Origin of the sequence: Ruegeria pomeroyi DSS-3, from assembly GCF_000011965.2 — a bacterium.
GTDB classification, from domain to species: Bacteria; Pseudomonadota; Alphaproteobacteria; order Rhodobacterales; family Rhodobacteraceae; genus Ruegeria_B; species Ruegeria_B pomeroyi.
This window is the reverse complement of sequence record NC_006569.1, coordinates 351,254-363,780: the sequence shown is the minus strand read 5'-3', so window position 1 is coordinate 363,780 and position 12,527 is coordinate 351,254. Positions and strand designations below refer to the sequence as shown.

Annotated in this window: 10 protein-coding genes; 3 read left to right on the top strand and 7 right to left on the bottom strand. The window is 65.5% G+C overall.

What is annotated here, in order from left to right; genetic code table 11:
* Positions 1-8: 8 nt before the first annotated feature.
* From SPO_RS21460 to SPO_RS21450, 3 genes are all read right to left on the bottom strand, one after another.
* A complete protein-coding gene (locus SPO_RS21460; RefSeq protein WP_011242101.1) occupies positions 9-572 on the bottom strand; it encodes a DUF4202 domain-containing protein in 564 nt (187 codons plus the stop codon).
* Positions 569-1,273 carry a Crp/Fnr family transcriptional regulator gene (locus SPO_RS21455; RefSeq protein ID WP_011242100.1) on the bottom strand — a complete coding sequence of 235 codons (705 nt, stop codon included), beginning with the start codon at positions 1,271-1,273 and terminating at the stop codon, positions 569-571. Before SPO_RS21455 ends, SPO_RS21460 begins: the two co-directional genes overlap by 4 nt.
* Before the next feature lie 105 nt (positions 1,274-1,378).
* Positions 1,379-2,497: a THUMP domain-containing class I SAM-dependent RNA methyltransferase gene (locus tag SPO_RS21450; protein ID WP_011242099.1), complete on the bottom strand. Its 1,119-nt coding sequence runs from the start codon at positions 2,495-2,497 to the stop codon at positions 1,379-1,381.
* 123 nt (positions 2,498-2,620) lie between these two features.
* Here SPO_RS21450 and SPO_RS21445 point away from each other — a divergent pair, with 123 nt between their 5' ends.
* A complete protein-coding gene (locus SPO_RS21445) occupies positions 2,621-3,082 on the top strand; it encodes a VOC family protein (protein WP_011242098.1) in 462 nt (153 codons plus the stop codon).
* Here SPO_RS21445 and SPO_RS21440 read toward each other — a convergent pair.
* The 3 genes from SPO_RS21440 to SPO_RS21430 all read right to left on the bottom strand — a co-directional run bounded on the left by SPO_RS21440 (position 3,073) and on the right by SPO_RS21430 (position 7,361).
* Positions 3,073-3,450 (bottom strand): 5-carboxymethyl-2-hydroxymuconate Delta-isomerase, encoded by a 378-nt coding sequence (locus tag SPO_RS21440; RefSeq protein WP_011242097.1) that lies wholly within the window; start codon positions 3,448-3,450, stop codon positions 3,073-3,075. The two genes, SPO_RS21445 and SPO_RS21440, sit on opposite strands and share 10 nt — an antisense overlap.
* Before the next feature lie 151 nt (positions 3,451-3,601).
* Positions 3,602-5,992 carry a 1-deoxy-D-xylulose-5-phosphate synthase N-terminal domain-containing protein gene (locus tag SPO_RS21435; RefSeq protein ID WP_011242096.1) on the bottom strand — a complete coding sequence of 797 codons (2,391 nt, stop codon included), beginning with the start codon at positions 5,990-5,992 and terminating at the stop codon, positions 3,602-3,604.
* Between the two features lie 166 nt (positions 5,993-6,158).
* Positions 6,159-7,361, bottom strand: a complete 1,203-nt coding sequence (locus SPO_RS21430) for a methionine gamma-lyase (RefSeq protein ID WP_011242095.1) — start codon at positions 7,359-7,361, stop codon at positions 6,159-6,161.
* A 116-nt stretch (positions 7,362-7,477) separates the two neighbouring features.
* On the opposite strand from SPO_RS21430, the gene SPO_RS21425 reads away from it, so the two are divergent.
* Complete coding sequence (locus SPO_RS21425) at positions 7,478-7,936, top strand: Lrp/AsnC family transcriptional regulator (RefSeq protein WP_011242094.1); 459 nt, start codon at positions 7,478-7,480, stop codon at positions 7,934-7,936.
* Between the two features lie 114 nt (positions 7,937-8,050).
* Positions 8,051-9,910, top strand: a complete 1,860-nt coding sequence (locus tag SPO_RS21420) for an amidohydrolase (protein WP_044029545.1) — start codon at positions 8,051-8,053, stop codon at positions 9,908-9,910.
* 100 nt (positions 9,911-10,010) lie between these two features.
* Here SPO_RS21420 and SPO_RS21415 read toward each other — a convergent pair whose 3' ends face one another.
* Positions 10,011-12,224, bottom strand: a complete 2,214-nt coding sequence (locus tag SPO_RS21415; RefSeq protein WP_011242092.1) for an NADP-dependent isocitrate dehydrogenase — start codon at positions 12,222-12,224, stop codon at positions 10,011-10,013.
* Positions 12,225-12,527 lie beyond the last annotated feature (303 nt).

The window sequence follows — 12,527 nt, the reverse complement described above, 5'->3', positions numbered from 1 at the left end:
GGCCCGGTTCAGCCCGCGAAAGCGGTGGCCAGATCGGCGGGCAGGTCGAACTCCTCCAGCACCCGCGCGCGCGCAGGCGCCGACATCTTGCGCGCGGTCTTTTCGACGATGTCCTGAACCTTTTCCGGGCTGTGCTTGGCCGCAAAGGGCGCGAAATACCACCGCAGGAAGACGAAACAGATCACGTCCTCCAGCGCCTGCACCAGCGGGTCGCGCTTGATGCCTTGCTTGCGCAGCATCCGGCCCGCCGTCTCGATCTCCTCGGCGCCATATCCGGCCTCGGACATCAGCCGGCCCACAACCTCGGCATGGTGCACCGCCTGCGCCCGCCGCCAGGCCAGGTACCCGGCGCGGCCCTCAGGGTATGTGGCGCGCGCCAGTTTCCAGCGTTCCACATGCTGGCCGCGCGCGGCGATCTGCAACACATCCGCTGCATCGGGCACCAGCCGTGCCAGCTCGGCGCTCATCCGTTCGCCGTAAAGCTGCGCCTCGGGCCGGCCCTCGTCCAGGCGCGGGTCGGCACTGTTGGCACTGTCGATGGCGGCCAGAACCACCTGCACCCGGCTCGTCATGACTTGCTCCAGCTATCGGCCGGATCGCTCTCGGCATAATCGCGCAACAGCGCGATATCCTCGATCTCGGCATGGTTGCGCTTGACCGTGACCCCCGCCGCCTTGAGCCGCGAAAAGGCGCGGCTCAGGCTTTCGGGCTTCATGCCCAGACGGCCCGCGATCAGCATCTTGTCATAAGGCAGCGTCACCTCGCAGGCGCCGGTGTCGCAATCGCACAGCTCCAGCAGGAACTCGGCCACCCGCTGTGCCCCGGTCTGCGCCTTCAGCTGTTCCAGCTGCGCCACCAGCGAATGCAGATGCCCGAACGTTGTAGCCAGGATCGAGATACAGATCTCGGGGTCGCGCCGCATCAGCGAGACAAAGACCGGGCTGGGGATATGCATCACCTCGCAGGGCGTCACCGCCTCGGCCGAGACCGGATAGGGCGTGTTGCGCAGCGCCACCGCCTCGCCAAAGCTTTCGCCGCGGGTGAACACGCTCACCACCGCCTCGGACCCGGTCGGCGTCATCCGGAACAGCTTGACCCAGCCGTCGATCACCACATGGATCGCCTGCGCCTTTTCCTCTTGCAGGAACAGCGTCTCGCCCCGGTCATAGCTGCGCCAGACCGCCTGGCTCAGCAGCGCGTCCACATGCTGTTCCGGCAGCGACCGGATCAGCAGCGAGTTGCGCGCGATGGCTTTCTGCGCCTCATGGGCCACGGCTCTCTCCTGCTTCGGGGCGACGTGCGGTCAGACTAGACCGGTTGCGCGCGCGACGCATCTGCCTTTTGCGCCCGCCTCCGTCAAGCGGCATTTGCGGCCCGATCAGCGCAGCCGGACCGACTGGTAAAGCCGCACCTTGATACCGCCGTGATCGACCACCGGGCCGGGCGCCTGAAACGGCAATCGCGTCGACCGCGCCAGGCTCATCTCCGAGGTGATCAGCCCGACGCGCCAGCCCGAGAACCGGTCCATCAGCACCTTGCCCAGGCTGCCGTAAAGCGAGCGCAGCCGCGCCTGATCGCCGATGCGCGCGCCATAGGGCGGGTTGACGATGACCAGACCGGGCCGCCCCTCGGGCGGGCGGATATCGCTGACCGGGCGCTGATGAAACGCGCAGAAATCGGCCACGCCCGCGCGGGTCGCATTGGCGCGGCTGGCGTCGATGGCGCCCGCGTTACGGTCCGAACCGCTGTACAGGCTTTCGGGCCTACCGCCCGCGCCCGCCGCGTTGCGCATCGACTGCCACTGGGCGGCGTCGAACCCCGCCAGCTGTTCAAAGGCGAAGCTGCGCGAGCGCCCGGGCATCAGACCCGCCGCCCATTCCGCCGCCTCGATCACAAAAGAGCCCGAGCCGCACATCGGGTCGAGCACGGGTTCGGCCCCGTCGAAGCCGCATTGGCGCAGGAACAGCGCGGCCATTGTCTCGCGCATGGGGGCCTTGCCCACCGCCTCCTTGTGGCCACGCTTGTGCAGCGCCTCGCCCGAGGTGTCGATCGAGAAGGTGCAGAAATCCCGCTCGATCCGCAGCATCAGGCGGATCTCGGCCTCATCCGAGATGGGGGCGCCCAGCTCTTCGGTGATCGCACGTTCGACGCGCTGCTTGGCGGCACCCGCGTGATAGATCTTGGACTTGCGGCTGACCGCCTCGACCCGGATGGGCCGGTCGGGACGCAGGAAATCGCCCCAGGCAAACTTGCGCGCCCGCTTGTCGAGCTGGGCCAGGTGCACCGCCGGAAAGCCGCCGATCCGCACCAGTACCCGGCCCGCACCGCGCAGCACCAGATTGGCGCGCATCACTTCGGACCAGGGCCCGCGCGTCTCGACCCCGCCGGGCACCACGCGCGGTTCATCAAAACCGCAGGCGGTGGCCTCCTCAGCCAGCACCTGTTCCAGCCCCGGCGGGGCGATCAGGAAAATGTCATAGCTTTGCGTCTTGTCCATCCCCGGCAATTACAGCGGATCGGGCAGCGGGGCTAGGGCAATCTCCGCCTTTGAACAAGTGCTTGACCTCAACCGGGGTTGAGGCCGCAGCCTGGGCGCATGATACCAAATCGAGAGAGACCCATGCCCCGCTTTCCCCGGATCGATGCCGTCTATGAAACCCACCTGCCGGTGCGCGACCTCGACCGCGCCGTCACGTTCTACCGCGATGTTCTGGGGCTGGAACTGGCCCATCGTCATGCGGCGCGGGGGCTGGCGTTTCTCTGGGTGGGCGGTCAGCAGACCGGGATGCTGGGCCTGTGGCAGGCGGGCAGCGCACCGATGCGGATGGTCCTTCACATGGCGTTCCGGCTGGAACTGGAGGCGGTTCTGGCCGTCCCCGCCGCGTTAACGGCGGCAGGCGTTGATCCGCTGGGCTTTGATGGTGACCCTGTCAGCGAAGCGGTGGTGATCGGCTGGATGCCGGCGCTTACCGTCTATTGCAAGGACCCCGACGGGCATTCGATCGAGTTCCTCTGCCCCCTGCCCGATGCGCCCGACCCTGACTTTGGCATCGGTCCGTGGTCGCGTTGGCGTCAGAGGTGATCGCGGATCGAGCCGGTCTTGGGCGACAGGTCCGGGTCGATGTCGCGCATCTCCAGCGACAGGGCCAGCGAGCGCTGCGCCATGACCGGAGCGACAAAGGCGCGGACCGCCTCGAAAACTTCGGCGGCGGCGGCCTGTTTCACCTCGGGCGCGCGACCGGCGCGCAGGCGGATCGAGATGTCGATGAACCCATGTTTGGGATCGCCATCGGCAATCGCCCAGTGATCGGCACGAAAGGCGCGCACCCGGATGCCCGGCATGGGAAAGGTGTCGATCCCCGCCGCCGTGGCGCGGATCACCTCGCAAAGCGCGCCGATATCCAGCGCGTCTTCGAGATTGCCGGAATATTCGACGATGAAATGCGGCATGGCCTCCTCCTCGCACCAGGGTCAGGCGGGGCGGTGGCACAGGATTTCAAGTGAAATCCTGTCAGCAGGGATTTCCTTAAATCCCTGCCCCCTTGACCCGCGGCCCGAGCCTGTAACAGGTTAACCACTTTCCGGCAGGCGGGGGCAAGCCCTATCCGACCAGCCGCGCGGGTTGCCCCGGACGACCGGAGGTCAGCCCCTCGACCCGTTCGACAATCGCGCCCGCGTCGATGCCGAAATGGCGGTAGAGATCGCCGATGGTGCCGGTCTGGCCGAAATGCTCGACCCCCAGCGGGATGGTCCGGTGCCCGGCCACCGAGCCCAGCCAGCCCAGTGTCGCCGGATGCCCGTCGATCACCGTCACCAGCCGGCAATGCGGCGGCAATTCCCCCATCAGCCGTTCGATATGCGACAGCGCCGCCGGGTTGTCGCGCGCCCGCGCCCGCTGCGCGGCGCTCCAGCCCGCGTTCAGCCGGTCGGCCGAGGTCACCGCCAGCACGCCGACATCGCGGCGCGCCTCGCCCAGCAGGCCGGCGGCGCGGATCGCCTCGGGCGCCACCGCGCCCTGATAGGCGATCACCACCTCGGCATTTGGCCCCGGCTTGCGCAGCCAATAGGCGCCGTCGATGGCGCCCTGGCGGAACGCGTCGTCCACCCGCTTGCCCGGCTGTTCGATCGGATTGGTCGAGAGCCTGAGATAGACGCTGCCCCCGGTCTCGTCGCGCAGCCATGTGCGCTCGTCCGGATCACCCTCGCCATCGCGTTGCAGATAGTCGAACGCCCATTCCATGATCACCGCCAGCTCGTCGGCAAAGGCGGGTTCGAACGCGGCCAGCCCGTCCTGGCTCATCCCGATCAGGGGCGAGCCGATGGATTGATGCGCCCCGCCTTCAGGTGCCAGCGTCACGCCCGAGGGCGTGCCCACCAGCAAGAACCGCGCGTCCTGGTAACAGGCATAGTTCAGCGCATCGAGTCCGCGCGCCACAAACGGGTCATAGACCGTGCCGACCGGGATCAGCCGCTTGCCGAACAGCGAATGGCTCAGCCCCGCCGCGCCCAACAGCAGCATCAGGTTCATCTCGGCGATGCCCAGCTCGATATGCTGGCCCTTGGGCGTAAACTCCCATTTCGCGGTCGAGGGGATCTTGTGCTCGATAAAGGCATCGGCCTGATCCTTGCGGGCAAACAGCTTGCGCCGGTTCACCCAGGGGCCAAGGTTCGTCGTCCCGGTCACATCGGGCGAGGTGGTGACGATGCGCGCCGCCAGCTCGCTGTCGCCCTTGGACAGATCGTCCAGCACCTTGCCAAAGGCGGCCTGGGTCGAGATCTCGCGGTCGCTCGCAATCTCGATCCCCGGCACGGCAAGGCGCGCATCGGAAAACCGCCGCCGACCCTTGGCGAAAAACGGCACCCCATCCAGGAATGCACGCAGCGCGGCGGGGTCGGCAACGGTGGCCAGCGGCTCCCATTCCTGCCCCTCGGGCACACCCATATGGGCCTGCCAGGCGGCGAACTGGGTCTTGTTCATCAGCCCGCCATGATTGTCCTTGTGCCCCGCGATCGGCGTGCCCCAGCCCTTGACCGTATAGGCCAGGAAACAGGTGGGCCGGTCATGGTCGATAGCGGCGAATGTCTCGGCCATGGTGGCCACGCAATTGCCGCCGAGGTTTTCCATCAACTCGGCCAGCTCGTCATCGCTGCGCCGGTCAAGCAGCGCCGAGACCGGGCCCTGATCGCCCAGATCCTCCATCAGCCGCTTGCGCCAGACCGCACCGCCCATGAAGGTCAACGCCGAATATTGCTGGTTCGGGCAGGCGTCGATCCAGTCGCGCAGGGCATCACCGCCCGGCTCCTGAAACGCGGCCCGTTGCAGGGCGCCATACTTGATCCGCACCACGTCCCAGCCAAAGGCGTCGAAAATCTTCTCGACCCGCTCGAACAGACCCTCGCGCACAATCCCGTCCAGCGACTGGCGGTTATAGTCGATGATCCACCAGCAATTGCGCAGGTCGTTCTTCCACCCTTCTTGCAGGGTCTCGTAAACATTGCCCTCGTCCAGTTCGGCATCGCCCACCAGCGCCACCATCCGGCCCATGGGCGCGCCCTGTCCCCAGTCCTTGGCGGCAATGTAATCCTGCACCAGCGCGGCAAAGGCGGTGACAGCCACGCCCAGCCCGACAGAGCCGGTCGAGAAATCGACGTCATCCACATCCTTGGTGCGGCTGGGATAGGATTGCACCCCGCCATAGCCCCGGAAATTCTCCATCCGCGCGCGGTCCAGATTGCCCATCAGGTACTGGATCGCATGAAACACCGGGCTGGCATGGGGTTTCACCGCCACCCGGTCCTCGGGGCGCAGCGTGCTGAAGTAGAGCGCGGTCATGATCGACACCATCGAGGCCGAACTGGCCTGATGCCCGCCGATCTTGATCCCGTCCACCTTGGGGCGGATGTGATTGGCGTGATGGATCATCCAGTGCGACAGCCACAGGATGCGCTGTTCGATGGTCTTGAGATGGCTAAGGTCCTGCGGCGTGCTCATCGGTGCTCTCCTTCTTGGTGCGGGCGGGCCCGCCGGGCGAAGTCTATCATCTCCCCGCCCCGGTCGCGCGGGGTTTCAAGGGCGGCAGGCGCCCGCGCCCCGGAACCGGACAGGGTGTATTCGGGGGCCGCGCGCCACTCCCCGAGGCGCGCGGCCGCCACCGCCCTCAGGCGGCGGCCTGAACCTGGGGTGCGTCCAGCGACTGGGCCAGATCGGCCAGGATATCCTCGACCTCTTCCAGACCCACCGACAGGCGGACCAGCCCGTCGCTGATGCCATGCTCGGCCCGCTCCTCGGGCGTATAGGTGGAATGGGTCATCGAGGCCGGATGCTGGATCAGCGTCTCGGCATCGCCCAGCGACACCGCCCGCGCGATCATGTTCAGACGGTTCATCATCGCCCGGCCCGCGTCCATGCCGCCCTTGAGCTCAAAGGCGATCATCGCGCCGGGCTGGGCCATCTGCTGGTTCGCCAGCGCGTGCTGCGAGAAAGACGTCAGACCGGGGAAATGGACCTCGCCCACCGCCGGATGCGCGGCCAGCCATTCGGCCACCACCTGGGCCGAGGCGCAATGCCGGTCCATCCGCAGCGCCAGCGTTTTCAGCCCGCGCAGGATCAGCATCGCGTTGAACGGGGCCATCACCGCGCCGGTCATGTCCTTCATGCCGTAAAGGCGGATTTCGCTGATCTGCTCGGCACCGCCCACCACAAGGCCCGCCACCACATCGCCATGGCCGCCCAGATATTTGGTGGCCGAATGCAGCACGATATCGGCGCCCATCTCGATGGGCCGGGTCAGGTAGGGCGTGGCATAGGTATTGTCGACCACGACCGAGGCACTGGCGCCATGGGCAATCTCGCTTACCGCCGCGATATCAACCAGCCGCATGTTCGGGTTGGCGGGCGTCTCGAAATAGACCACGCGGGTCTTGTCGCTGATCGCGGTTTTCAGGTTCTCGGGGTCGGTCAGGTCCACATGGGTGATGGTCACCCCCCATTTCGCCAGCCCGTGCCGCATATAGGAAAAGGTGCAGCCATAGAGCGTCTTGTCCACGATCACCTCGTCGCCGGGCGACAACAGCGTCCACAGAACGGCGGTGATCGCGCCCATCCCCGAGGACAGCGCCAGCCCCGCCTCGGCCCCTTCGAGCGTGGCGATACGCTGTTCCAGCAGGTCCAGCGTCGGGTTCGAGATGCGCGAATAGATATGCCCTTGACGCTCGCCCGCGAACATCTCGCCCCCGGCCTCGGCGGTCTCGAAGGCAAAGGTCGAGGTCAGATGCAGCGGCGGCGTCAGCGCGCCCTCGTGATCCAGCGGATCATAGGCATGGTGGATGGCGCGGCTGGCAAAGCCCTTGGCATGGGTCATGGCGGGATCTCCTGATCTGGTGTTGCGGTCAGGATAGCCAAGTCAAACTGCGATCAGATTGCGAATACTGCCAAGTTGTGATCTAGTTTTGGCAGATTCTGCCAAGAAAGACGATCATGGACAGCAAAGACCGCCAGATCATCCGCGCCCTGCAACAAGACGGGCGCATGACCAACCAGGACCTGGCCGAAAAGGTGAGTCTCTCGCCCTCGCCCTGCCTGCGCCGCCTGCGCAATCTTGAAAAGAGCGGTGCGATCCGGGGTTTCTCGGTCGATGTGGATCCGGCCGCCTATGGGTTGCCGATCACCGTCTTTGTCCGCATCCGGCTGGAACGCCACAATCAGGAGGACGTGCACCGCTTTGAAACCCGCGTGCGCCAGATCGACGAGGTGCTGGAATGCCATATCATGACCGGCGCGATGGATTACCAGCTGCGGGTGGTGGTCTCGGATCTCGACGCCTATGAACGCTTTATCCGCACCCGCATCCACCCCATCGGCGGCATCGCCTCGATCGACACCAGCTTCGTCTACAGCACGGTCAAGAAAACCGCCGTGTTCCCGCGCCTGGGATAGCCCCCCGGCGCCCATCCGACAAAGGTGACGCTTCCAATTTCAACCAGAGGATGCGACCCTGATCCCGGGTCAAGGGCAAGACGCAGCCCGCCCCCTCAAATCGCGAGACAAGTCATGGCACAAGATGATTTCTATGGATGTCCATGTTGCAGCGGCACCTTCGGCGGGCTGTTTGCGGTCAACGACACGGTGCGAGAGCTGAAGGGTCAGGCCGCGCCCGGCAGCGGCTGGTCCTGCAACTGGGGCATCGACTGGGCAAGCCTGGGTCGCAGGGATTTTCTCAAGACCGGCGCCGCCGCCGCAAGCCTCGCGGCGCTGATGCCAAACGACACCCACGCCCAGACCGGGGCGAGCGGGCCCACCACCCTTTTCACCAATGCCAACGTGCTGACCGTTGACGCCGAATTCTCCACTGCCCAGGCCATCGCCATTCGCGGCAATCGCATTCTGGCCGTGGGGAGCGATGCCGAGGTGCGCGCCGCTGCCGGGGATGATGCCACCGTGGTCGATCTGGAGGGTAAGACCGTCCTGCCGGGCTTTATCGACGCGCATGCCCATGCCGTCTCGGGATCGGTGGTCGATGCGATCATGGACTATGTCGGCATGGCCCGGTTTACCACCGTTGACGAGGTGCTGAACCATATCGCGACGCGCGCGGCCAAAACGCCCGCCGGCGACTGGCTGGTGTTCCGAAACTTCGATCCGGCGGTGCAGGAGGGGGCCGATGCCCTCACCTTTGCCGAGCTCGATCCGATCTCGACCGATCACCCGATCTTCATCCTGAACGCCTCCGGGCACCTTGCCTATGCCAACTCCAGGGCGTTCGAGGTCTCGGGCCTGACCAATGACGTTCCGAACCCGCCGGGCGGCGAATTCGTGCGCGACGCCGATGGCAACCTGACCGGGACGATCAAGAACAATGTCGCCTTCCTTCAGATCGCCGAAAACTATCCGGCGATGAAACAGGTGAACCCGGTCGAAGGCTTGCTTGGCCTGCTCGGGAAATGGTCGCAACAGGGCCTGACCACGGTGTCCGAACTCAGCCTTGGCGCGCTGGCGCAATCGCCCGCCGATGTCCAGGTCATGGCCGCGGCGGCGCAATCGGGCCGAATGACGGCGCGGCTTCGCGCCTACCCCTTTTACACGCTTGGCACCGAAACCTGGGACAATGCCGGCGTGAAACAGGGTGATGGCAACGCGCTGGCCCGTGTGGCGGGGTACAAACTGGTTGCCGACGGCTCCAATCAGGGGTTCACCGGCCTGCAGCGCGAACCCTATCTGAACCGCGAGGATCGCGGCCTTGCCTATATGGAGCCGGACGAGCTGACCACCACCGCCCTCGAACGCGCGGGCAAGGGCTGGCATCTCGCCATCCATGGCAATGGCGATGCGGCCATCGACAATATTCTGGACACCTGCCAGGCACTGGCCGATGCCGGGATCGACATGGCCCGCGTGCGTCCCCGGATCGAGCATTGCTCGATCCTGCATGACGAACAGATCGCGCGCATGAAGGCGCTTGGCGTCTCGGCCAGCTTCCTGATCGGCCATGTCCATTATTGGGGCGTTGCCATGCGCGATCAGGTCTTTGGCCTGGAAAAGGCGCAGCTGCTGGACCGCTGCAAAAGCGTCGAAGAGGCGGGCGTGGGCTTTACCCTGCATTCGGATTTCATGGTGACCGACCCCAACCCGCTGCACATGATCGAAATGGCGGTGACCCGCCGCACCTGGAAGGAACCGGACTATGTGCTGGCGCCGCAGGAGCGGATCTCGGTGGACTCGGCGATCCGGGCAATGACCTCCGAGGCCGCCTGGCAGCTGTTCTCGGACCACGAGATCGGCAGCCTCGAACCGGGCAAGCTGGCGGATATGGTGATCCTCGATCAGGACCCGCGCAAGGTGGCGCCCGACGAGATCAAGGCCATCAAGGTTCTCGAAACCTGGATGGACGGGCAACGGGTGTTCGCCGCCTGAGACGCGGACGGACAGGCAACCCCCGACGGCCAGACGGAACCGCCACACAAAAGGGCGCGAGGGTTACCCCCCGCGCCCCTGATCCATCATACCGTCAGGTTCAGCCGATGATCGCGTTCAGCGTGGCCGAGGGCCGCATGATCGCGGCCTTCAAATCGGCCGAGGGCTTGTAATAGCCGCCGATATCGGCCGCTTTGCCCTGGGCTGCGGCCAGTTCGGTCAGGATCGCCTGTTCGCCATCGGCCAGTGCATTGGCCAGCGGGGCAAACTCGGCGGCCAGATCGGCATCGTCGGATTGCGCCGCCAGCGCCTCGGCCCAGTAGCGGGCGAACCAGTAATGGCTGTCGCGGTTGTCGGGCTGGCCCACCTTGCGGCTGGGGCTGCGGTTGAAATCCAGAATGCCCTGGGTCGCCGCCTCGGCGGCGCGGCCCAGCACCCCGGCCTTGGCATTGCCGCGGCTGTCGGCGAGGAAGTTCAGGCTTTCCCCGAGCGCGCAGAATTCACCCATCGAATCCCAGCGCAGGTGGTTTTCCTCGACCAGCTGCTGCACGTGTTTGGGGGCCGAACCACCGGCGCCGGTCTCGAACAGCCCGCCGCCCTGCATCAGCTTGACGATCGACAGCATCTTGGCGCTGGTGCCCAGCTCCAGGATCGGGAACAGGTCGGTCAGGTAATCGCGCAGCACGTTGCCGGTGATGGCGATGCTGTCCTTGCCTGCGGTGATGGTCTTCAGCGATTGCGCCGTTGCCTCGCGCGGGGCCAGGATCTGGAACTTGTCGGCCACGCCCGCCGCCTCAAGCACCGGTTTGACATAGGCGATCAGCTGCGCGTCATGGGCACGGTTGGCATCCAGCCAGAAGATCGCCTCGGAGCCGGTCAGGCGCTGACGGTCCATCGCCAGCTGGATCCAGTTCTCGATCGGCGCCTTCTTGACGGTGCAGGCGCGCCAGATATCGCCCGCCTCGACCGCATGCGAATGCAGCACGTCGCCATTGGCCAGCACGATGCGGATGGTGCCGTTGGCGGGCGCCTCGAACGTGGTCGGGTGGCTGCCGTATTCCTCGGCCTTCTGGGCCATCAGGCCGACGTTGGCCACCGAACCGGCGGTGGTCACGTCCAGCGCGCCGTTGGCCTTGAAGAAGTTGATGGTCTCGTCATAGACGGTCGCATAGCAGCGGTCGGGGATCACGCAATTGGTGTCGCCCTTGGCGCCGGTCTGATCCCAACCCTTGCCGCCCGCGCGGATCACGGCGGGCATCGAGGCGTCGATGATCACGTCAGACGGCACGTGCAGGTTGGTGATGCCCTTGTCGCTGTCGACCATGTACATGGCCGGACGATCCGCCTTGACCGCCTCGATGGCGGCCAGGATCTCGGCGTCGCCCTTGACCCGCTCCAGCAGGTCGCCCAGACCGGAATTCGGGTTTACCCCCAGCGCCGCCATGCGGTCGCCATACTGTTCGAACACCGGCGCCAGCCAGGCCTTGACCGCGTGGCCAAAGATGATCGGGTCGCTGACCTTCATCATCGTGGCCTTCATGTGCAGCGAGAACATGGTGCCGTCGGCCTTGGTGTCCTCGATGGCCTCGGCCAGGAACGCACCCAGCGCCTTGACCGACATAAAGGTCGCATCGGCAACGGTGCCTTCGTCCAGCTGCCAGTTCTTCTTCAGCTCGCTCACGCTGCCATCGGCACCGATGAACTCGATCCGTGCCTTGCCCGCCTGCGCGGCGGTGATGGTGGCCGATTTCTCGTTGGCATAGAAATCGTTGCCCGGCATCGAGCTGACCTTGGTCTTCGAGGTCGAGACCCATTCACCCATCGAATGCGGGTTCTTCTGCGCATAGCTCTTGACCGCCTTGGCCGAGCGCCGGTCTGAGTTGCCTTCGCGCAGGACCGGGTTCACCGCCGAGCCCTTGATCGCGTCATAACGCGCGCGGATGTCCTTTTCCGCGTCGGTGGCGGGCGCCTCGGGATAGGACGGGATGTCATAACCCTGGTTCTGCAATTCCTCGATCGCGGCCACCAGCTGCGGCACCGAGGCCGAGATGTTGGGCAGCTTGATCACATTGGCGGTGGGCGTCTTCACCAGCTCGCCCAGGGCGGCCAGATCGTCGGACTGGCGCTGATCGGCGGTCAGGTTTTCCGGGAAGGTGGCGATGATGCGGCCCGCCAGCGAGATATCGGGGGTTCCAACCGTGATATCCGCCGCCGAAACGAACTTGCGGATGATCGGCAGGAACGAGGCGCTGGCCAGCTCCGGCGCTTCGTCTACAATGGTATACAATATGTCGGAGTTCATTTTTTCAGCCATATTCTCTTACCTTTTTTAGCCTTTCCTGGGGCGTGCGATCCGAGAGTGTGTTGCCACATGTATTGCGGCGCGGGGGAATCGGGCCTTGGGTCCGACACCGGTTACTCTGATTTGACAGGCTCCCCATACATGGGCGCGCGCCGCGTTTCAATCGAGGGAGACTGCGCATTTTGCCCCAGTCCGCGCAAATCCGCGTGCGCGGGCGACAGGGGCGCCAGATCGGCCCGGATTCATATGCGCAAAATCAGGGTGTTTTGCGCATTTGTCACGCAACAGGACTTGACAGGAGCGCCAGACCTGAAA